General features: G+C 64.6%; 19 protein-coding genes. 14 read left to right on the top strand and 5 right to left on the bottom strand.

What is annotated here, in order from left to right; translation table 11 throughout:
* Positions 1-10: 10 nt before the first annotated feature.
* Positions 11-1,285 (bottom strand): sigma-54 interaction domain-containing protein, encoded by a 1,275-nt coding sequence (locus BN1188_RS20070; protein WP_040263438.1) that lies wholly within the window; start codon positions 1,283-1,285, stop codon positions 11-13.
* Between the two features lie 194 nt (positions 1,286-1,479).
* Between BN1188_RS20070 and BN1188_RS20075 the strand changes: the two genes are divergently transcribed.
* The 5 genes from BN1188_RS20075 (at position 1,480) to BN1188_RS20095 (ending at position 6,025) form a co-directional block, all read left to right on the top strand.
* Positions 1,480-2,382 (top strand): MBL fold metallo-hydrolase, encoded by a 903-nt coding sequence (locus BN1188_RS20075; protein ID WP_040263441.1) that lies wholly within the window; start codon positions 1,480-1,482, stop codon positions 2,380-2,382.
* Positions 2,379-3,626 (top strand): NAD(P)/FAD-dependent oxidoreductase, encoded by a 1,248-nt coding sequence (locus BN1188_RS20080; RefSeq protein ID WP_040263442.1) that lies wholly within the window; start codon positions 2,379-2,381, stop codon positions 3,624-3,626. Before BN1188_RS20075 ends, BN1188_RS20080 begins: the two co-directional genes overlap by 4 nt.
* Complete coding sequence (locus tag BN1188_RS20085) at positions 3,623-4,423, top strand: sulfite exporter TauE/SafE family protein (protein WP_040264389.1); 801 nt, start codon at positions 3,623-3,625, stop codon at positions 4,421-4,423. The genes BN1188_RS20080 and BN1188_RS20085 overlap by 4 nt, the downstream gene beginning before the upstream one ends.
* A gap of 107 nt (positions 4,424-4,530) precedes the next feature.
* The gene (locus BN1188_RS20090) at positions 4,531-4,803 is read left to right on the top strand and encodes a DUF6555 family protein (RefSeq protein WP_040263444.1); all 273 of its coding nucleotides are present in this window, start codon (positions 4,531-4,533) and stop codon (positions 4,801-4,803) included.
* 82 nt (positions 4,804-4,885) lie between these two features.
* Positions 4,886-6,025, top strand: a complete 1,140-nt coding sequence (locus BN1188_RS20095; RefSeq protein ID WP_040263446.1) for an iron-containing alcohol dehydrogenase — start codon at positions 4,886-4,888, stop codon at positions 6,023-6,025.
* A 194-nt stretch (positions 6,026-6,219) separates the two neighbouring features.
* Here the strand turns inward: BN1188_RS20095 and BN1188_RS20100 are convergent, their stop codons facing one another.
* Complete coding sequence (locus BN1188_RS20100) at positions 6,220-7,137, bottom strand: LysR substrate-binding domain-containing protein (RefSeq protein WP_040263448.1); 918 nt, start codon at positions 7,135-7,137, stop codon at positions 6,220-6,222.
* A 173-nt stretch (positions 7,138-7,310) separates the two neighbouring features.
* Here BN1188_RS20100 and BN1188_RS20105 point away from each other — a divergent pair, with 173 nt between their 5' ends.
* The 5 genes from BN1188_RS20105 to BN1188_RS20125 all read left to right on the top strand — a co-directional run bounded on the left by BN1188_RS20105 (position 7,311) and on the right by BN1188_RS20125 (position 12,345).
* Positions 7,311-8,072, top strand: a complete 762-nt coding sequence (locus BN1188_RS20105) for an SDR family NAD(P)-dependent oxidoreductase (RefSeq protein WP_040263450.1) — start codon at positions 7,311-7,313, stop codon at positions 8,070-8,072.
* A gap of 84 nt (positions 8,073-8,156) precedes the next feature.
* The gene (locus BN1188_RS20110; protein WP_040263451.1) at positions 8,157-9,458 is read left to right on the top strand and encodes an MFS transporter; all 1,302 of its coding nucleotides are present in this window, start codon (positions 8,157-8,159) and stop codon (positions 9,456-9,458) included.
* Positions 9,459-9,475: 17 nt separating this feature from the next.
* Positions 9,476-10,324: a transketolase gene (locus tag BN1188_RS20115; RefSeq protein ID WP_040263453.1), complete on the top strand. Its 849-nt coding sequence runs from the start codon at positions 9,476-9,478 to the stop codon at positions 10,322-10,324.
* Positions 10,321-11,343 (top strand): transketolase family protein, encoded by a 1,023-nt coding sequence (locus BN1188_RS20120; protein ID WP_040263455.1) that lies wholly within the window; start codon positions 10,321-10,323, stop codon positions 11,341-11,343. Before BN1188_RS20115 ends, BN1188_RS20120 begins: the two co-directional genes overlap by 4 nt.
* Before the next feature lie 51 nt (positions 11,344-11,394).
* Positions 11,395-12,345 carry an alpha/beta hydrolase gene (locus tag BN1188_RS20125; protein ID WP_040263457.1) on the top strand — a complete coding sequence of 317 codons (951 nt, stop codon included), beginning with the start codon at positions 11,395-11,397 and terminating at the stop codon, positions 12,343-12,345.
* A gap of 32 nt (positions 12,346-12,377) precedes the next feature.
* Here BN1188_RS20125 and BN1188_RS20130 read toward each other — a convergent pair whose 3' ends face one another.
* Complete coding sequence (locus BN1188_RS20130; RefSeq protein WP_040263459.1) at positions 12,378-13,859, bottom strand: alginate export family protein; 1,482 nt, start codon at positions 13,857-13,859, stop codon at positions 12,378-12,380.
* 180 nt (positions 13,860-14,039) lie between these two features.
* On the opposite strand from BN1188_RS20130, the gene BN1188_RS20135 reads away from it, so the two are divergent.
* The gene (locus BN1188_RS20135; RefSeq protein WP_040263461.1) at positions 14,040-14,660 is read left to right on the top strand and encodes a cyclodeaminase/cyclohydrolase family protein; all 621 of its coding nucleotides are present in this window, start codon (positions 14,040-14,042) and stop codon (positions 14,658-14,660) included.
* Between the two features lie 75 nt (positions 14,661-14,735).
* Positions 14,736-15,437: a type 1 glutamine amidotransferase domain-containing protein gene (locus BN1188_RS20140; RefSeq protein ID WP_040263463.1), complete on the top strand. Its 702-nt coding sequence runs from the start codon at positions 14,736-14,738 to the stop codon at positions 15,435-15,437.
* A gap of 67 nt (positions 15,438-15,504) precedes the next feature.
* On the opposite strand, the gene katG is transcribed toward BN1188_RS20140, so the two are convergent.
* The gene (gene katG / locus BN1188_RS20145) at positions 15,505-17,739 is read right to left on the bottom strand and encodes a catalase/peroxidase HPI (protein WP_040263465.1); all 2,235 of its coding nucleotides are present in this window, start codon (positions 17,737-17,739) and stop codon (positions 15,505-15,507) included.
* 208 nt (positions 17,740-17,947) lie between these two features.
* Positions 17,948-18,856, bottom strand: a complete 909-nt coding sequence (locus tag BN1188_RS20150) for an AraC family transcriptional regulator (protein ID WP_040263467.1) — start codon at positions 18,854-18,856, stop codon at positions 17,948-17,950.
* A gap of 173 nt (positions 18,857-19,029) precedes the next feature.
* Between BN1188_RS20150 and BN1188_RS20155 the strand changes: the two genes are divergently transcribed.
* A complete protein-coding gene (locus BN1188_RS20155) occupies positions 19,030-20,082 on the top strand; it encodes an NAD(P)-dependent alcohol dehydrogenase (RefSeq protein ID WP_040264391.1) in 1,053 nt (350 codons plus the stop codon).
* 256 nt (positions 20,083-20,338) lie between these two features.
* Complete coding sequence (gene mgrA / locus BN1188_RS20160) at positions 20,339-21,376, top strand: L-glyceraldehyde 3-phosphate reductase (RefSeq protein ID WP_040263468.1); 1,038 nt, start codon at positions 20,339-20,341, stop codon at positions 21,374-21,376.
* Positions 21,377-21,570 lie beyond the last annotated feature (194 nt).

Genomic DNA, 21,570 nt, shown 5'->3' on the forward strand with positions numbered 1-21,570 from the left:
CTGCCAGCCGTCAGGACAGCTCCAGCCCCAAGGCCTTGAGCCGCCGATACAGGGTGCGCTCGCTCATGCCAAGGTGCGCGGCCAGGGCCTTGCGCGAACCGCTGAAACTCGCGACGGCCTTGGCCAGAACATCGCGTTCGCGGTGTGGCGAAGCGATTGTACCGGTGTTCTCTGGCAGGTCGCGGCGACGGATCACCCCATCGCTGGCCAGCAGTCGGGCCCGTTCGAGCAGGTTGCGCAGCTCGCGAATGTTGCCCGGGTAGGCATGGTCACGCAGCCAGGCCATGGCTTCGGGGTCCACCTGCCAGGCGGCGCCGTCGCCACTGCGGCGCAACAGGCTCTCGATCAGCAGCGGCAAGTCCTCGACACGCTCGCGCAAGGCGGGCAAGCGAAGGGTGAAGGCGTTGATGCGGTAGTAAAGGTCCTGGCGGAAGCTGCCAGCTGCGACCATCTGCTCCAGCGGCTTGTGAGTGGCGGCCACCAGGCGGAAATCCGCATGCAGGGTGCGCAGGCTGCCCACCGGGCGAAAGCTGCCTGATTCGATCAGGCGCAACAGCTTGGCCTGGGTGGCCAACGGCACTTCGCCGATTTCGTCCAGGAACAATGTACCGCCATGAGCCGCTTCGGCCAGCCCGGTCTTGCGCGTGGCGGCGCCAGTGAAAGCCCCTTTCTCATGGCCGAACAGTTCGCTTTCGAAGAGGGTTTCGCTCAATCCGGTACAGTCCACTACTACCAGCGGCCCGTTGGCCCTGGGGCTGGAGGCATGCAGGGCGCGGGCGAACAGCTCCTTGCCGGTACCGGATTCTCCCAGCAACAGCACGGGGATCTGTGAGGGCGCGGCGCGCTCCAGGTCCGCCAGGGCCCGCTGGAACGCAGGCGCCCTGCCCACCAGGCCATGCTCGCTTGGTTGCGCGGCGGCCACCGCCAAGGAACGCAGCCGCTCCACATAGCCGATCACCACGCCTTGCGGCGACAGCAGCGGGCGCAGCTCCACATCCACATGCTCCGGGCCGCGTGGCGTGTGATGAACATGCAGCACCCGTTCCGGCAGGCCGCTTTCCCGAGCCTTGCGCATGGGGCAATGCTCGCCGGCCCGGTCACAGGGCACGCTGTAGCCATGGGAAACCTGGTGGCAGCGCTGGCCCAGGGGCGCGCTGCCGTGTACGCCGAACTGGCGCCGATAAGCCGGATTGGCGGCGACGATGCGATAGTCCAGGTCCAGCACAATGGCGGGCAGAGGGTCGTGCTCCAGGTAGGCACTCAGTGCCAAAGGGTCGAAGGTCATTGCGGCGGAGTCCGATGAGCGAGCACCCATACTGCCAATAACTGCCACTCACTGCCAGGGTTCTGCCACGCCGTTGGCAGTTACCCTCGACGTCCCGCCTCTTTTCCCTGGCGCTGCGGGCCATCGCCGCGCGCCGACGGTGGCACGCTTCTTGACACTCTGCCGTATTACCGGCCGCTGCCGAAGAGACCTTTATGGACGTTCTTGAAACGGATACCTACCGGCTGGAAGCATTCTTCGACCCGGCCACTTCCACCCTCAGCTACCTCCTGCTGTGCCGGGCCACCAAGGCCTGCGCCCTGGTAGACCCGGTGCTGGACTACCATCCGGCGACCGGCCATACCGACACCACCAGCGCTGATCGCCTGGTCGCGCGGGTTCAGGAACTGGGCGGCCAACTGGCCTGGATTCTGGAAACCCATGTCCATGCCGATCATTTGACCGCTGCCAGTTACCTCCAGCAGGCGCTTGGCGGACGCATCGGCATTGGCGACCGGATAGGGCAGGTACAAGCGACCTTCGAACGCTGGTTTCCCTCCAAGGATGGTCAAGGCCTGGAGGGCCGCCCCTTCGATCGACTGTTCGCTGATGAGGATCGCTTTCAGCTTGGCCGGCTCAACCTAAGAGTACTGCACACGCCGGGGCATACCCCGGCCTGTGTCAGCTACGTGCTGGACGACTCGGATGCACCCCTGGCGTTCGTAGGAGACACCTTGTTCAGCCCGGACTATGGCACCGCGCGCTGCGATTTTCCCGGTGCGAGCGCGGCCTGCCTCTACCACTCGATCCAGCGCCTGCTGAGCCTGCCCGGGCACACCCAGTTGTTGCTTTGCCACGACTACCGGCCCAACGGGCGGGCCCTGGTGTGGCGCAGCAGCGTCGCCGAGCAGCGTGCCCATAATCTGCACCTGCAAGCCTGCCCCAACGAAGCCAGCTTCGTGACCCTGCGCCAGCAACGCGATGCCACGCTCGGCATGCCGGCGCTGATGCTCCCGGCCGTACAGGTCAACGTGCGCGCCGGCCGCTTGCCCGCGCCGCAAGCCAATGGCGTGCGCTATCTGAGCATTCCCCTGAATATCCTCAAGGACGCCCCATGAGCGAACCCAACCTCAGCCACGATGTGGTCATCGTCGGCGCTGGCGCCGCTGGTCTGGCGACCGCGGCCAGCCTGCTCAAGCGCATCCCCGACCTGGACCTGTTGCTGGTAGACCCGGCCAAGGAGCACTTCTATCAGCCCGGCTGGACCCTGGTAGGCGCGGGCGTATTCAGTCAGGCCACTACCCGGCGCGAAACCGCGGCCCTGATCCCCCGGGGCGCCAAATGGCTGCCCGCTGCGGTCACCGGCTTCGAGCCTGAGCACAACCGGCTTCAGATAGCCGGCCATGGCCGAGTGAGTTACCGGCAATTGGTCGTTTGCCCCGGCCTGAAGCTGGACTGGGCCGCCATCCACGGCCTGCCCTCCACCCTGGGCCAAAACGGTGTCACCTCCAACTACCGCTACGACCTGGCGCCCTATACCTGGGAGCTGACCCGGGCCCTCAAACAGGGTCTCGCGTTGTTCACCCAGCCTGGCATGCCGATCAAGTGCGCGGGGGCGCCCCAGAAAGCCCTTTATCTGGCCTGCGACCACTGGCGGCGTGAAAATCGCCTCGGCGCGGTGAAAGCGGAATTTCTCACTGCCAACCCGGGTTTGTTCGGCGTCCCTGCCTACGTTCCCGCGCTGCGCCGTTACATCGACCGCTACGAGGTAGACTTGTGTCTGCGCCATCGCTTGGTGGCGGTGGACGGCCCGAGCCGGCAGGCTCTTTTCGAGGTCACCGACGAAGAGGGCCAAACCCGTCAGCAAGAGCGCCGCTTCGACATGCTCCACGTGGTACCGCCCCAATGCGCCCCAGACGTTCTGAGACAAAGCCTGCTGGCCGACGCGGCGGGCTGGCTCGACGTCGACCCCCAGAGCCTGCGTCACCGCCGTTACGGCAATGTCCATGGTCTGGGCGATGCCATCGGTACCAGCAACGCCAAGACGGTCGCAGCAGCCCGCAAGCAGGCGCCTGTAGTGGCGCACAACGTGGCGGCAGCGTTGGGCGAGGCTCAGGGGCTGGCCAGCTACGACGGCTACGGCGCCTGCCCGCTCACCGTTGAGCGTGGGCGTATCGTGCTGGCCGAGTTCGGCTACGGTGGCACCCTGGCGCCCTCGTTCCCTCAATGGTTGATAAAAGGCACGGAGCCTAGCCGGCTGGCCTGGTGGCTCAAGGCCAAAGCGCTACCCTGGTTGTACTGGCATGGCATGCTCAAGGGCCATGAATGGCTGGCTCGGCCCACCACGGCGGATTCAGCGTGAGTCCTGTACCCTTGGCGGGGGCCCTCGGCGGCCTGGCGGGGCTTGTCCTGGGCCTGACCGGCGCCGGGGGCGGCGTGCTTGCCCTGCCCTTGCTGGTATTCGGATTGGGCCTGGGCATCGCGCCAGCAGCCCCTATCGCATTGCTGGCCGTGGGCCTGGCTGCTGGCCTGGGCGCCCTCATAGGTCTGCGGCAGGGCATGGTCCGCTACCGTGCGGCAGGGCTGATCGCCGCCTGTGGGGTGGCCATTGCACCTGCCGGCTTGTGGCTGGGCCACCGCCTGCCCGCCTTGCCCTTGGCGCTCTGCTTCTGCGTGGTTCAGGCCTGGGTGAGCCTGCGGCTGTGGCGCGGCGCCGGCAACGAAGCGCGCATGCGGGCGCCCTGCCCTTGCCATCTGGACCCGAATTCCGGCCGCTTGCACTGGACTCTTCCTTGCGCCCGCGCGCTGGCGCTCACCGGAGGGCTAGCGGGGCTATTGTCCGGCCTGCTCGGAGTCGGCGGTGGCTTTGTCATCGTTCCAGCCCTGCGCCGCTTCACTGACCTTGAGATGGACAGCGTCGTAGCCACCTCCCTGGCGGTGATCGCCCTGGTCGCCCTGGTTACCGGCGCGGGTAGCATCGCCAGCGGTCACGTGCCGGTGGATATTGCCCTGCCCTTCGCTTCGGGGGCGGTAGCCGGGCTTGTGCTCGGACGCTGGTTGGCGCCGCGTCTGGGCGGGCCCCTGCTGCAGAAACTGTTTGCCGTGATCGGGATGCTGGCAGCCCTGGCATTGCTGGCACGATGCCACTTTTTCGCCTGATTTTTGCCGTACATCGGAGCAAACTGTACCGTTAGTAAATTCGATGGAATTTTGCGCGCCCTTGAAGGCTCCGTTAAGTCGGTAATGATCAAGGGGACTGATTGCACATGCCTACGCCAACGCTATTCGTCATCGACTATCGCCTTCATGGCGCGCCCAAGAGTTTCGTGATTCGCCTCGACCGTATGGACAACGCCGAAGCGTGGCATTGGGCGAGTTGCGATGCTGGCGTGGGGCATATCCCGCGTCATCGTCACGACAAGATCAAGCGCACTTCCAAGCCCATGGCGGAGAAGTTCGGTATCACCGAGGTCCGCTGGCGTGCCGCCGGCATGCAACCACCGGAGCAGGCGCCTGTGGTCGATCGCGCCACCGGCTGAGCCTTGGCGCTACAGCTGTGCTTGAATGAAAAGCCTCGGTTTCTCTGGCCGGGGCTTTTTCATAACAACAAGGACCGCTGCCATGACCCAGCCCTTCGTGTTCCAAAACGTAAAAACTCTTGAAGTTGCGCAGGGCGCGGCGGAGCGCCTGGGTGAGCGAGTCCGGCGCGAAGGCCTGACACGGGTGCTCCTGGTATCGGACCGGGGCGTCCATGGCTTGGGCCTGCTGGCACCCGCTCTGGCAAGCCTCGACGCCTGTGGCGTGGCGGTGGAACTGTTTCTGGAGGTGGAGGCCGACCCTAGCGCCGCCACGGTGGAAGCGGCCGCCAACATGGCTCGCCAGGGCGGCGTACAGGGCGTGATCGGCATCGGTGGTGGCAGCCCCATGGATGTCGCCAAGCTTACCGCCCTGCTGGTCGGCGGCTCCCAGCCGCTGGGCCAGCTGTATGGGGTGGATCAGGCCAGCGGCCCCCGCTTGCCGCTGATATTGCTGCCCACCACCGCAGGCACTGGTTCGGAAGTGACCCCGGTGGCTATCGTCACCACCGGCGAGGGAGAGAAAAAGGGCGTGGTGTCTCCCTGGCTGCTGCCCGACAGCGCCGTGCTCGACGCCACCCTTACCCTCGGGCTGCCCGCCAAGGGCACGGCAGCTACCGGTATAGATGCCATGGTCCACGCCATCGAGGCCTATACCGGCGTCCGCTTGAAAAACCCGATGTCCGACTGCCTGGCGCGGGAAGCTCTGCGCCTGCTCAGCCACCACATCGAAACGGCTTGCGCCAACGGCAGCGACTTGCAGGCGCGGGAAGCGATGCTGTTCGGCGCTACCCTGGCGGGCATGGCCTTCGCCAATTCACCGGTGGCGGCCGTCCATGCTCTGGCCTATCCGGTGGGCGCTCGCTTCCACGTGCCCCACGGGCTTTCCAATTCGTTGGTGCTCCCGGCTGTGCTGAGCTTCAACGCCAGCCATTGCGCAGACCGCTACGCGGAGCTGGCCACGCTTTTGCCTGGGGGCGTAGCTGGCGCCGACGGCTTGATCCGCTGGCTCAGCGAGCTGCCCGGCCGGCTGGGGCTGCCTACTCGCCTGGGTGACGTGGGCATCGGAGCGAAGGACCTGCCGCCACTGGCCGAAGACGCCATGAAGCAGACCCGCCTGCTGGTGAACAACCCTCGGCCACTGACCTTCGACGATGCGCTGAGGCTGTATCGGCAGGTGCTGTAAGTCCTTAACCGAGCCAGTTATGAGGCGTACCTGGTGGGACCCAGTACCAGTTGGGGAATAGCCGCTGAGGAGTGTTGGCCATTTGGCAGCTTCGCTGCCTCCCACAGTGTGAACTGAGCCCCAGTCGTGGAGCTGCTCAGGTATTTGGTGTTCGGCAGTTTCACTGCCTCCTTCAGCACTGAGAGTGTCTGGCCTTAGAACACAAAGCCATGGCCCATCTCGGTTTCCATCCACTGAAGGAAACGACGCACTCTTGGGAAGCTGGAATGGGCCCTTGGAAACACCAGGTGGTGAGCCGCCACCGGTGCGGTAAAGGCTTCGGGCGTTACCTCCACCAGGGCCCCAGAGGCAACGTATTTCTGCGCCAGCAACATGCTTTCCAAGGCGAAGCCTAGTCCGTGGCTGGCGGCTTCCAGGGTCATGTAGGAGCGATCGAAACTCAGTGCATAGGGCTTTTCGGGCCGCGCCAATCCGTGCTGGGCAAACCATTCAGGCCATCGCAGCAGCGTGGCTTCCGACAGGATCAGGTCACTGCCTAGCAGGTCCAGGGCGGTAGCCACCGGGCGGCGGGCAAGCAGTCTGGGCGATGCGAGCACCGCGAAGGTTTCATGGCGCAGCGTGCGTACTTCATAGCTGGGCCAGTTGGGCGCGCCGTGGCGGATGTCGACGTCGATCTGGTCTCGGCTGAAATGGAGGGATTCATAAGAACACGACAGGCTGATCTGGATATCCGGATGGGCCAGGCGAAACGCCTCCAGCCGAGGCATCAGCCACAGCAGGCCGAAGCTAGGCGCCGAGTGCAGCCGCAGGCAGTCCAGACTCAGGTCGCTGGCGGCCCGCTCGGTGGCTACGGTCAAGCTGTGCAAGACACCGCTGACATCACGCAAATACTGCTCCCCTACTGGCGTCAGGGACACGCCCCGTGCGGCGCGCACGAACAAGGGGCGGCCGACCAGTGCTTCGAGCTTGGCCAATTGATGGCTGACCGCCGAGGGCGTAAGCCCCAGTACGTCCGCAGCTCGGGCCAGGTTGCCGAAACGGGCTGCCTGCTCGAACGCCTGGATGGCCTTGAGTGGGGGTAGCTCTGGGGTGGGATGGTCCTGGGCGGGCATGAGGGCCTCCTTTATTCTTGTGGAATGGCCTATTGAATCACCCGGTCAGCGCCAAGGCATGAATTTTTTTCAGCACTCAATGAGCATAGCGGGATGGCTCATGCCGCCGGCGGGGCTCACTCTGAGCCAACGCTTCATGGCTTTACTCACAACAACAATCAGAGGACGCCCCCATGCCCGTTCAAGGCCTGCTGCACGACAAAGTCGCAATCATCACTGGCGCCGCATCCGAGCGTGGGATTGGTCGCGCCACCGCCGCCACCTTCGCTCAGCACGGCGCCCGGGTGGTCATCATCGACCTGGACGAAGCCGCCGCCCGGGACGCCGCCGTCACCTTGGGCGAAGGGCACCTGGGCCTGGCCGCCAACGTCGCCGACGAAGCCGGTGTGCATCGGGCAGTGGCACAGGTGCTCGAGCACTTTGGCCGAGTGGACGTACTGGTGAACAACGCCGGCATTACCCAGCCCATCAAGACGTTGGACATCCGTCCTTCTGACTACGACAAGGTACTGGACGTCAGCCTACGCGGCACCCTGCTGATGTCCCAGGCGGTGATCCCTAACATGCGGGCGCGAAAGGCCGGCAGCATCGTCTGCATGTCCTCGGTGTCGGCCCAGCGCGGCGGCGGTATCTTCGGTGGTCCTCACTACAGCGCAGCCAAGGCGGGAGTACTGGGGCTGGGCAAGGCCATGGCGCGGGAATTCGGCGCGGACAACGTGCGGGTCAACTCCATCGCGCCCGGCCTGATCCAGACCGACATCACCGGCGGCCTGATGCAGGATGACCGCCGCCACGCCATCATCGAAGGCATTCCGCTGGGCCGCCTGGGCGCCGCCCAGGACGTGGCCAACGCCGCCCTCTTCCTGGCCAGCGACCTGTCCGCCTACCTCACTGGCGTGACCCTGGATGTGAACGGAGGGATGCTCATCCACTGATCCGCTAGGCCGGCTTCGCCCGGCATCGCGCAAAGCGTCCTGGGCTGGTCGCCCAGGTCAATAACAACAAGAGACCCGACCATCATGTTGACAACCATGCCCCTCACGGCAGCGTCGGCCGTGCGTTCCAACGCTTACCGCAAAACCGCCTGGCGGCTGATGCCGTTCCTCATGCTGTGCTACCTCTGCGCCTACCTCGACCGGGTCAACGTCGGCTTCGCCAAGCTGCAAATGATGAACGATCTGGCCTTGAGCGAGACCGTCTACGGGCTCGGCGCCGGGGTGTTCTTCCTTGGCTATTTTCTATGCGAGGTTCCCAGCAACTTGATCTTGCACCGGGTTGGCGCGCGGCGCTGGATTGCCCGCATCATGATTTCCTGGGGCATCATCTCGGCCATGTTCGCCTTCGTCGAAACCGCCTGGCAGTTCTATGCCCTGCGCTTTCTTCTGGGCGTCGCCGAGGCCGGCCTGGCGCCCGGGCTGCTGCTGTACCTGACCTACTGGTTCCCCTCCTATCGCCGTGCCCGCATGACGGTGCTCTGGTTCATCGCCATTCCACTGTCCGGAATGATCGGCGGGCCGCTGTCCGGCTTGATCATGGCCAATTTCCAGGGCTTCCATGGCTGGGCCGGCTGGCAATGGATGTTCGTGATCGAGGCCATTCCAACCGTGGTCGTCGGGCTACTGGTACTGGCCTATCTCAAGGACGGCGTACACCAGGCTAGCTGGCTGACCGAGGATGAAAAGGCCCTGGTCAGCAGCGAACTGGCCGAAGACAACAGCCGCAAGGTCACTCATGCGTCAGTGGGGGCCTTCATCCGCGACAAGCGGCTCTGGTTGCTGGCAGCCATCTACTTCTGCGTGGTGATGGGCCAGTATGCAGTGACCTTCTGGCTACCTACCCTGATCCGCAACGCCGGGGTGGCCGACCCTTCGCGCATAGGTGTGATCACGACCCTGCCGTACGTCTGCGCCATCGTTGCCATGCTGTTGATGGGGCGCAGCGGCGACAAGCATCAGGAGCGCCGCTGGCACCTGGTGCTACCGATGATCGCCGGCGCGGTCGGACTGGCGCTGGCCGCCTGGCTGGGGGACAACCTGGTGCTGTCCGTGCTTAGCCTGTGCCTGGCGGCCGCCGGCGTGTTGTCCGCTTCATCGTTGTTCTGGATGCTGCCTACCACCTTGCTGGGTGGCGTATCCGCCGCCGCGGGCATCGCCGGCATCAACAGCTTCGCCAACCTGGCCGGCTTCTGCTCGCCCTATCTGATTGGCTGGGTGACGACCGCGACGGGATCGAGCGCCATCGGCATGTACCTGATCACGGGCGTGCTCTGTATGGGCGCCACGCTGGTGCTGCGCATACCCGCCGCTTCGGTCAACCGCTGAGTATTGGAGTTACCACCATGACCGCTACCCTTACACAGGCACCTGGCCTGACCTTGGTCGACCGTGCCCATAACATTCGCCGCCACGCCCTGCGCATGGGCCAGGTCCAGGGCCAGGGCTATGTCGGCCAGGCCCTGGGCGCCGCCGACCTGCTGGCGGTGGCCTACTTCCATGCGATGGATTACCGCCCGGAAGACCCGGAATGGGAAGGCCGTGACCGCTTTTACCTGTCCATCGGGCATTACGCCATAGCCCTGTACGCAGCTCTGATCGAGGCCCAGGTGATCCCCCTGGACGAGCTGGAAACCTACGGCTCGGATGATAGTCGCTTGCCCATGTCAGGCATGGCAGCCTACACCCCTGGCATGGAAATCACTGGCGGCTCCCTGGGCCATGGCCTGGGCATTGCCGTCGGGGCTTGCTTGGGGCTCAAGCGCAAGGGCTCGGACTCATTCGTCTACAACCTGCTGTCCGACGGCGAACTCAACGAAGGCTCCACCTGGGAAGCGGCCATGTCGGCCTCTCATTGGAAGCTGGACAACCTCATCGCCATCATCGACGTGAACAACCAGCAAGCCGACGGCTATTCCAGCGAGGTACTGGCCTTCGAGCCCATCGTGGACCGCTGGCAGGCCTTCGGCTGGTTCACCCAGCGCGTGGATGGCAACGACCTGAACGCCCTGGTGGCCGCATTCGACGGCGCCCGCCAACACCCTGGCGCCCAGCCCCGGATCATTATCTGCGACACCCGTATGGGAAAGGGCGTGCCCTTCCTTGAATCGCGGGAAAAAACCCATTTCATCCGGGTTGATGAGCACGAGTGGGACCTGGCCCTGAACCACTTGGAAGAAGGTAAACACGCATGAACACCTTGAACGAACGCACCACCTCCCAGGCTGCCGCTCCGAAGAAAAAGCTCACTACCTCGGCCATGATCGCTTCCATCGCCGCCGAGGGGCAGGCCATCCGCCCGGCGCCCTTCGGCCACGCCCTGGCGGCCTTGGCCCAGGATCGCTCGGACATCGTCGGCCTTAGCGCCGACCTCTCCAAGTACACCGACCTGCATATTTTCGCCAAGGCGCACCCGGATCGCTTCTACCAGATGGGCATGGCCGAGCAGTTGCTGATGAGCGCGGCGGCGGGCATGGCCCGCGAGGGGTTCTTGCCCTTCGCCACCACCTATGCGGTATTCGCTTCCCGACGGGCCTACGACTTCATCTGCATGGCGATCGCCGAGGAAAACCTCAACGTCAAGATCGTCTGCGGCCTGCCCGGCCTGACCACGGGCTACGGACCAAGCCACCAGGCCACCGATGACCTGGCGATCTTCCGGGCCATGCCCAACCTCATGATCGTCGACCCCTGCGATGCCTTGGAAATTGAACAGGCTGTGCCGGCCATTGCTGCGCATCAAGGCCCGGTTTATATGCGCCTGCTGCGAGGCAACGTACCGCTGGTGCTGGACGAGTACGGCTACCGATTCGAACTGGGCAAGGCCAAGACGCTGCGTACCGGCAGGGACGTATTGGTCATCTCGACCGGCCTGATGACCATGCGCGCCCTGGAAAGCGCCATGGCCTTGCAGGCCGATGGCGTAGACGTGGCCGTGCTACATGTGCCTACGATCAAGCCGCTGGACGAGCAGACCATCCTGGCCGAGGCCCGCAAGCCCGGGCGGCTCGTGGTTACCGCCGAGAACCACTCCATTATCGGCGGTCTCGGTGAAGCCGTAGCGGGATTACTGTTGCGTAACGGCGTAACGCCCACCTTCCGCCAGATCGCCCTGCCCGATGCCTTCCTGGACGCTGGCGCGCTCCCCACCTTGCACGACCGCTACGGGATTTCCACCACCGCGGTGAGCGCGCAGATCAAGGCATGGCTGTAGCCTCAAGGCATGCGGGCGCGCTAGCGCCCGCCTCACAGGACTGAAACAGGCATGAACCCCGCCGAGCTGTTGCACCCGGACTACCATTTTTTCCAGAATGAAACGCACAGCAGTTGGAGCCTGGGCGACCTGCCGACCATCCGCGCTCGGGTTCATGCCGGTTTCAAACCCGCGTTCCAATCCCGGTCCGAACAGCGCTGGATACGCGATAACAGCGAGGCGCTGCGGCTGTGCCTGTATTGGCCAGCCCGTGTGCGTAGCGAGCAAGAGCTTGCTGCCGTGCTTTACCTTCACGGGGGCGGTTTCGTGCTGGGCTGTCCGGAAATGCAGGACGATTACCTGGCTGATCTGGCCACGGACCTGGGCGTGCTGATCGTGGCTGTAGATTATCGCCTGGCGCCGGAACACCCTTTTCCTATCCCGTTGGAAGACTGCCATGCCGGCCTGGCTTGGCTATTCGACCACAGCGCTGAGCTTGGGGTAGACCCGACCCGGGTAGCCCTCATGGGCCACAGCGCTGGTGGAGGCCTGGCCGCGGGCCTGGCGCTCCTGATCCGCGACCGAAGCATGTATGCTCTTTGCGGCTGCGTACTGGTGTACCCCATGCTCGACCACCGCACCGGCCAGCCCGATACCGCCGTCAACCCCAGCACCGGCACGTTCAGCTGGAACGCACCAGCCAATCAGTTCTGTTGGGCCTGCTACCGGGGCGAGCATCCCCTGTCTGACCTTCACACAGGCTGGTACTCACCCGCACTGGCTCAGCGCCTGGACGGGTTACCCGCCACCTTCATCTGCGTCGGTGCCTTGGACCTGTTTCTGGAAGAAGATTTGGCCTACGGCGTGAAGCTATCCCGGGCCGGCATACCCGTCGAACTGCATGTGTATCCCGGCGTGCCACACATGTTCGATCAATACCCCGGGACCTTGAGCGACCAGTGCCACAACGATGTGAGCCGGGCACTGCAGCGCATGCTGACAGTGCCCACCGTTCGCCCATGACGGGGCAGCCGCGCCAGGCAGGCTGCTCCGGATCAGTACCGCCAGATCACGTCCACGAAGGCCCGGTGCATGTAGCTGTCCACTTGGCTGCCGTAGGCGTCGCCGGGCTTGAAGACACCGCCGCGCAGGCGGACCAGGGCCGAGGGTTCGTCCAGGGATTGGCTCAGGCCAGCCGGCAGCAGGCCCTGCTTGAAGTAGCGGGTCACCACCAGGTCCATTTCCTGCCCGAGATCCTTCTCGCCGTCGCGCAGTGGCAGGCTGCTGGAAGACAAGAGCGCGCCGGTGGCGTCATCGTAGTCGTTATCGTAGGCCGTCACCCCGCGGCTGGTGATCGCCTTGTCGCCGTCGACGCGCCAGAAGCGGTGATACACCAGGCTGGCGTCATAGTCTTCGCGCAGGTTCCATGAGCCGAACAGCGTGGCGCTCTGGATATTGCTGAAGTCACCTCGGAAGGCCTCGCCAAAACGATGTACCCGGGACGTGGTGCCGGTAAAGGTCGAGCGGTTGCTCTGCAGGCCGTTCTGCTCGTAGTCACCACTGGCGCGGGCGTAGGCCGCGCCGACCTGCCAGGATGGGTCCAGCCGCAGGCGCAGGCCAAGGTCCGTGGCCCAGCCATTGAGGTGATCGCTACTGCTGCGCTCGCTTGGCAGGTTGCCATTGCTGTCCAGGCTATTGACCTTCTCGCGGGTGCCCTTCATACCCGTGACGCTGGCCCAGTAGTTCAGGGTATTGGTGTTGCCGCGGGTACGGTAGGCCTCGCTGCTGGCATCGAGGCCGAACCAGGTCAGGTCGCCGTTCTCGGTCTTGTCCAGCGGGTCGCTGGCGCGGCCCACCGCCGCGTAATCCAGGCTGCCGTTGTCGCGACTGTGGTGGGCACGCACGCCGATCCACTGACCGGGCTGCCACTGCCAGGCGGCGTCGCCGAACAGGTGCAGGCGGTCCTTGTCGGTCGGGGCCAGTTCGCTCAGGTCGGTGCGGTAGTCGCTGAAACGCTGAGCAGTGCCCAGGTTGGCCTTGAGCAGGGTGGTGTCGAAGGTCCAGGCAAGGGCCTCGATATTGGTATCACGCCATTGGCCGTCATCGTTGCGCAGGCGCTGACGACCGAACTTCAGCAACTCGCCCGGGTATGGGGTAAGCCCGCGATAGCCGACCCAGAACTCGCGCAAGGCGAGGTAGCTCTTGTCCGCCTGACGGTCGTTGCTGCGGCTGGAGGTGGATTCGCTGGTGTTCTGCTGCAGGGTATCGGTTTCCACGATATCCGTGGCCGTCACCGCCTGGGCCTGGACATAGCCGCTCCAGGCACCACGCTGGAAGGCAGCCCAAGGACGAAGGTCCAGGCCAAAGCCATTGACATCGCCATGGGCGGCAGTGCCCAGGTCACGGTCGCCCTCGCTCTGGGCGGTGGCTTTGATCTCCAGGCCGAACCGGGTGCCGTCTGGCTGCGCCGCCAGGGCGGGAAGCGCACAGACCAAAGAACATCCAAGGCCGACCCCGGCCGTGACCCACTGCTTCATTTGCGTTCCTTATCAGGCTGGTAATTATGCGGCGCGCGAGCGCGGCGGCGATGATAGCCTTCCGCCAGCGAGCGGCATAGCCTGTGTAACATTTTTGCAAGGTTTATTGTCCGATGAGATACCTGCAATCTTCGCTCTGCCCGTGTCTCTGATAGACACCCCTACACTGAGTCTTTCCTTATGAGCAAGCCTGCCTCTATCCGCTCCACGGTCTGGGCTTGGCCGCTGGCCCGGTTTCGCGACGCCCTGGCCGGCCAGGAAGCAGTCCCCAGCTGTGGCGCCACGGCCGCGGTGGGCGCCAGCCTGGCGCTGGCCCTGATCACCATGGCCCTCGCCAAGAGCCTGGAGCGGCAGCCCAGTGAGGCGCTTGCTAGACTGCTGGAACAGGCCCGTAGCCTGCAGCCCACACTCGACGCCCACGCCGATCAGGACATGCGCGCCTTCGGCCGCTTCATCGACGACCTGCCCCACACCACGCCGGAGGATGCGCTGCGCCAGGCCGATGTCCGGCGCATGACCGAAGGCGCCTGTCACGCGGCCGCCGACACCCTGCGAGCCCTGGAGTTGGCCAGGACAGCGCTACCGCTGGCGGCCAAGGGCTTGCGCTGCGACCTCATGGCCGGGGGCCTGATGCTACACGCGAACCTGCGCGCCCTGCTGCTGAACGTGACCGAAGACCTTCCCCTGCTCGCCGACCCCGCCGCCGCGGCAGCCTTCGAAGCCGCTGCCCAGGATCTCGGCCGGCAGGCCGAGCAGGCCCTGGCCGACCTGATGCAAGACCCACAGGCCGCCTCCGGCTGAACGTCTGACGCCGGACAGCCTCAGAATCAGGAGCGAAATGCGGTCATGCCGCTTCATTTACCCGGAGGTTTGTTGATGAAGAAAATCCTGATGGTGCTCACGTCCCATGACCAACTGGGCGACACCGGCAAGAAGACGGGGTTCTGGCTCGAGGAGTTCGCCGCGCCCTATTACCGCTTCGTGGACGCGGGGGCCACTGTGACCCTGGCCTCGCCCAAGGGCGGGCAGCCGCCGCTGGACCCTAAAAGCGATGAGCCCGACGCGCAGACAGAGGCCACCCGCCGCTTCGGCCAGGACAGCGCAGCCCAACAGGCCCTGGCCAATACCCTGCCTCTTGGCGAAATCGACCCCTATGATTTCGATGGCGTGTTCTACCCGGGTGGCCACGGCCCGCTCTGGGACCTGGCCGAAGACAAAGACTCACAAACCCTGATCGCCTCCTTCTACGCATCCAACAAGCCGGTGGCCGCTGTCTGCCACGCGCCCGGCGTGTTCAAGGGGGTAAAGAACCCGGAAGGCCAGCCGGTGGTTCAGGGCAAGCGCGTCACCGGCTTCAGCAACAGCGAGGAAGCCGCAGTGGGCTTGACCGAGGTGGTCCCCTTCCTGGTGGAAGATATGCTCAAGAACAAGGGTGGGGACTATTCCAAGGGCGCGGACTGGGGTAGCTACGTGGTGGAAGATGGCCACCTTATCACCGGGCAGAACCCGGCCTCGTCCGAAGCCACCGCTGACGCCTTGCTGCGGCGCCTGAGCCAGGAGGCCAAGCCTTCCGAGTGATTCGGAAGCTGGCGGCAGCTAGCCAACAGCCATGGGTGCATGACGATTGGGCAGCTGCCGCGGCCTTTTACACAGCGGGGGTAGTGGACAGCTTCTGACTGAACAGGTCTTCGGGCTTGCCGATGTCCATGCGGTCGGCGTTCATCACCTTGTTCCAGGCAGCGACGAAGTCGTTCACGAACTTCTCGTTGCCGTCGGAACAGCCGTACACCTCAGCCTGGGCGCGAAGCTCGGACTGGGCGCCGAAGATCAGGTCCACGCGAGTGGCGGTCCAGGTGGGTTGGCGCGTCTTGCGGTGCAGGCCCTGGAAGCGATTCTTCTGCTCGGTGGCCGTCCATTCATTGTTGATGTCGAGCAGGTTGACGAAGAAGTCGTTGGACAGGGTGCCGACCCGTTGGGTGAAGACCCCTTCCTTGCCGCCGTCGGCATTGGTGCCCAGCACCCGCATGCCGCCCACCAGCACCGTCATCTCGGGCGCGCTCAAGCCCATCAGGTGAGCCTTGTCGACCAGGGCTTCCTCCGGCGCCATGAAATGGGACTCGTGGTAATAGTTGCGGAAGCCGTCGGCCACGGGGCGCAATGCCTCGAAGGAATGCGCATCGGTCCATTTCTCGGCGGCGTCCATGCGGCCCGGGGTGAAGGGCACAGTCACCGTGACTCCACCCGCCTGCGCCGCCTGCTCGATCGCCGCGCAACCGGCCAGCACGATAAGGTCCGCCAGGGACACACGCTTGCCACCGCTGGCCGCGCTGTTGAACTCGGCCTGCAGCGCGGTGAGCTTCTCCAGTACCCGGGCCAGCAGTGGCGGATTGTTCACTGGCCAATCTTTCTGAGGCGCCAAGCGGATGCGCGCGCCGTTGGCCCCGCCGCGCTTGTCCGACCCACGGTAAGTGGCTGCCGAGGCCCAAGCCACGGACACCAGCTCCGAGACGCTGAAGCCCAGGCCAAGGATCTTCTGCTTGAGTGAAGCGATATCCGCCTCGTCGATCACGGGGTGATCGCGCTCAGGGATAGGGTCTTGCCAGATCAGCACTTCCTTGGGCACCAAAGGCCCGAGGTAGCGCGCCAGTGGCCCCATGTCTCGGTGGGTGAGCTTGAACCAGGCGCGGGCGAAGGCGTCGGCGAATTCGTCCGGGTTATCCTTGAAGTGCCGGGAAATTTTCTCGTAGACAGGGTCGAAGCGCAGCGCCAGGTCCGAGGTGAGCATGGTCGGGCGCCGCTTCTTGTTGGGGTCGAAGGGATCCGGAATGATCTCCCCCACATCCTTGGCTACCCACTGGTGCGCCCCAGCCGGACTCTTGGTCAGTTCCCATTCGAAGTTGAACAGGTTCTCGAAGAAGTAGTTGGACCATTGGGTAGGCGTCTGGCTCCAGATCACCTCCAGGCCGGACGTGATGGCGTGCGCGCCAACGCCGGTTTCGAACTTGCTGCGCCAGCCCAGTCCCTGATCCTCGATCACCGCCCCTTCCGGCTCCGGGCCCATGAAGGAGGGGTCGCCAGCGCCGTGGGTCTTGCCGAAAGTGTGGCCGCCGGCGATCAGCGCCACGGTTTCATAGTCGTTCATGGCCATGCGGCCGAAGGTTTCGCGGATGTCGATGGCCGAGGCCTTGGGGTCCGGCTTGCCGTTGGGGCCTTCGGGGTTCACGTAGATCAGCCCCATCTGCACCGCACCCAGGCCTGGATGCAGCTGGCGCTCGCCGCTGTAGCGTTCGTCGCCCAGCCAGGTACCCTCAGGGCCCCAATAGAGTTCTTCCGGTTCCCAGGTATCAGCCCGCCCCCCCGCGAAACCGAACGTCTTGAAGCCCATGGACTCCAGCGCCACGTTGCCGGTGAGGATGAACAGATCGGCCCAGGAAAGCTTGCGGCCGTATTTCTGTTTGATCGGCCAGAGCAGCCGGCGCGCCTTGTCCAGCGAGGCGTTGTCCGGCCAGCTGTTCAAGGGCGCGAAACGCTGCTGCCCGCCCCCCGCACCGCCACGACCGTCGGTGATGCGGTAGGTACCAGCGCTGTGCCAGGCCATGCGGATGAACAAGCCACCGTAGTGGCCGAAGTCGGCCGGCCACCAGTCCTGGGAGTCGGTCATCAGCGCATGCAGGTCGGCGATGACAGCGTCCAGGTCCAGGGTCTTGAATTCCGCCGCGTAGTCGAAATCCCCGCCATAGGGGTTGGAGCGCGGGGAGTGCTGGTTCAGCGCGTTGAGGCTCAGCGCTTCCGGCCACCAGTCCCGGTTGCCAGGCTTGCGCCGAGGCGCGCCATGGCCGAACGGGCACCCACCACCGGTTTTTTCTGACTCGGTGCTCATGTACTGCTCCTCATATGGCTGATCATTGTCGCGCCGTCACGGCGGCACGTTGGAAAAACCCTAGCACTGGCCCGGCAAGGCGACAAACCCGGCCAGGCCTGCGCAGACAGGGTCGCGCACCAGCCGTGCCAGGGCGCCAGGCGTCTGACACGGGGCTTCCAGGGCCGTTCCAAGGGCGCGATTGGCTTTTCCTATGCGTGCGATAGCCTCAGCCCGCCAGCGCGGCCAGCGGTGCTCGCTCCTGACCGGGGCTGCGGTCGAAGTAGCGCTTGTATTCACGGCTGAACTGGGAGGTGCTCTGGTAGCCCACATGAAGCGCTGCCTGGGCCACGCTCATCCCCTCACCTGCCAGCATCTGTTGGGCCTTGAGCAGGCGCAGGCGCTTGAGGTACTGCAAAGGCGACAACAGCGTGCTGCGCTTGAAGTGCTCATGGAAGGTCGAAACGCTCATGGTGGCTTGCTCGGCCAGCTGTTCGACGGTCAAGGGTTGGTCATAGCGCTCCCGCAGGTACTGCAAGGCGGCGCCGATGCGGGCGAAATGGCCATGCTGCTCGATCAGCGCGCGCAAGGCGCCGGCTTGCGGGCCGCGCAATGCCGCGTAAAGCACCTCACGTACCCTGCCCTTGCCCAGCACCCGGGCATCGACCGGGTTGTGAAGGCAGCGTACCAATTGCTCCAGCGCCTCGCGCATGGCAGCGTCGAGCCGAGCGGAGGTCATGGATTCGGGCGTTTGCGCTTGCACCGAGACGTCGGCCGGCACGCCCATGGTCTGGATGAGTTCGGCAAGCATGCCCGGCTCGATGGAAACCGCCACACCATAGAGGGGCATCCGGGGCGTGGCGAAGGTTTCGCACATGAAGGGTACCGAGAGCGCCTGCACCAGGTAGTGGCCCGCGCCGTATTCAAGGGTCCGGGCGCCAAGACGAGCCAGCTTGCTGCCCTGGGCGAGCACGATCAGGCTGGGTTCGTAGATCTGCGGGCTGCTGGCCACATAGTGGTCCCAGCTGAGCACCTGCACGCCAGGGACGGCCGTATCCAGGAAGCCGGGGCAAGTGGCCAATGGCTCGATGAGCTGTGCCAACGCGCGGTTGGCTTCGGAAAAGGTGGTAACGGACATGTAAGGGCTACGGAGGAATGAACGCGATTATCTTCGCAGAAAGGGCGCTCTCAAGAAGCGGGACGGCGCAAGATTCGGAGGAATGGGCATCACAACCGGAGGATTGTCCATCGTCGGCAATGGTCTCGGCCTGGACAATGATCGCCTGTTCCAGCCTGACCAAGGGGCCTCTTATGTACACCGCCATCGGCTACGCCGCTCAAACGCCTACCGCGCCCCTGGCGCCCATGACCTTCAACCGTCGCGCCCCGCGTCCCGACGACGTGGTCATCGACATTCTCTACTGCGGGGTCTGTCATTCGGACATTCATCAGGCACGCAACGAATGGGGCATCGCCGTCTACCCCTTGATGCCTGGCCACGAGATTGTCGGCCGGGTCACCGAGGTCGGCCCCAAGGTCACCCGGCACAAGGTGGGCGACCTGGTGGGTGTGGGTTGCATGGTGGACTCCTGCCAGCATTGCGAGGCTTGCGCCGCCGACCTTGAACAGTATTGCCTGGAAGGCCCGACCATGACCTATGCCACCCCGGACAGGGTGGACGGCAGCAACACCATGGGTGGCTACTCGAGCAGCATCGTGGTTCGCCAGGAGTTCGTGGTCCGTATACCGGCCTCGCTGGACCCGGCCGCCGCCGCGCCTATCCTCTGCGCCGGCATCACCACCTATTCCCCCTTGAAGCACTACGGGGTCAAGCCAGGCGACCGCGTCGGCATCCTCGGCATGGGCGGACTGGGCCACATGGGCATCAAGTTCGCCAAGGCCATGGGTGCCGAAGTGACCCTGTTCACCCGCTCGGCCAGCAAAGCCGAGGAGGCTCGCCGCCAGGGCGCCGACCATGTGATCGTGTCCACCGATCCCGAGCAGATGGCAGCCGCCGCTGGGCGCTTCCACTTCCTGCTCGACACCATTCCGGTACAGCACGACCTCAATCCCTACCTGGAAACGCTGCGCTTCGACGGTGCGCACATCCTGGTGGGCCTGATCGAACCCGTGGACCCTGCCCTGCACGCCGCCAACCTGGTACTCAAGCGGCGGGTACTGGCCGGCTCGTTGATCGGTGGCATCGCCGAAACCCAGGAGGTTCTGGATTTCTGCGCCGAGCATGGCATCACTTGCGATATCGAGATGCTGGACATTCGTAACATCAACGAAGCTTACAGCCGCATGATCGCGGGCGATGTGAAGTACCGCTTCGTGATCGACATGGCAACCTTGAAGGCTTAACCCCGCGCATTTAAGCCCGCCAAGGGGTGGGAGTTGTCGACGGTATCTTCCAGGCCGTCCCCGGGTCAGTCTTTGCACGCATTCGCCAGCCGCCTGGCTGGCCGATGCGAGTTCGCAGGCCTGATCGAACAATTGACCGCTAGCGCTTTCAATATCCCTTGGTCGGCGCTGCGAGGACGCGGTTGTTGCTCGAGATCCGAAGTGGCCGCACCCCTGCCTACTGCTATTCAACTGTGCTACCCGAGCGAGGATTCCCATGACCTACAGCGCCAGCGCTGACCGTTACGAACGTATTCCTTATCGCCGCGTGGGCCGCAGCGGCCTGGTATTGCCCGCCCTTTCCCTGGGGCTGTGGCATAACTTCGGCGACAGCACCCCTATCGAGCGCCAGCGCGCCATGCTGCGGACCGCATTCGACCTGGGCATCAACCATTTTGACCTGGCCAACAACTACGGCCCCCCCTACGGCAGCGCCGAGATCAATTTCGGGCGTCTGCTGCGCGAGGATTTCCACGCCTATCGCGACGAACTGATCATTTCCACCAAGGCCGGCTGGGACATGTGGCCTGGCCCCTACGGCCAGGGCGGCGGGTCGCGCAAGTACGTCCTGGCCAGCCTGGACCAAAGCCTCAAGCGCATGGGCCTTGACTATGTGGACATCTTCTACTCGCACCGCTTCGACCCGGATACGCCCTTGGAAGAGACCGCAAGCGCCCTGGCCACCGCCGTGCGGCAAGGCAAAGCTCTCTATGTAGGCATCAGCTCCTATTCCGGAAGCAAGACCCGGGAAATGGCTGCCCTGCTAGCCGAGTGGAAAGTGCCCCTGTTGATTCACCAGCCGGCCTACAACCTGCTCAATCGCTGGGTGGAAAAAGACCTCTTGGAAACCACCGAGCAATTGGGTGCCGGAGTCATCGCCTTCACGCCCCTGGCCCAAGGCCTGCTGACGGACAAATACCTCAACGGTATTCCAGACGATGCCCGGGTCAACCGACCGGGCGGCCAGTCGCTGCGCGCCGATCACCTGTCCGAGGCAAACCTGGCCCATGTTCGCGCGCTCAACGAGATCGCCAAGGCCCGCGGGCAAAGCCTGGCGCAGTTGGCCCTGGCCTGGACCCTGCGTGACCCGCGGGTGACCAGCGCGCTGATCGGCGCCAGCCGGCCGGAGCAGATCGTGGAAAACGTAGCCGCGCTGCAGCGTCTGGACTTTACCGAACAGGAACTGATCGAGATCGACCGTTTCGCCGTCGAAGGCAAGATCAACCTCTGGGAGAAGCCTTCGAGCGCCGAATGACCGTGGTGTGATTCACCACCTCGCTCACATGACTTGCCTTGGGCTACGCAGCCCAGGGCATCAACACCACCGCCCGATCACCCTGCTCAGCTGTAGTGATGGTGAGCGAGGTCAGCTTTCGCTGACTCCCACCGCAAATCCGCGAGATACCCGAGTCGATTGTCGCGCTCGCCAGTTACCGGATAGGGTTGCTG

Origin of the sequence: Pseudomonas massiliensis (genome assembly GCF_000826105.1) — a bacterium.
In the GTDB taxonomy this organism is placed as follows: domain Bacteria; phylum Pseudomonadota; class Gammaproteobacteria; order Pseudomonadales; family Pseudomonadaceae; genus Aquipseudomonas; species Aquipseudomonas massiliensis.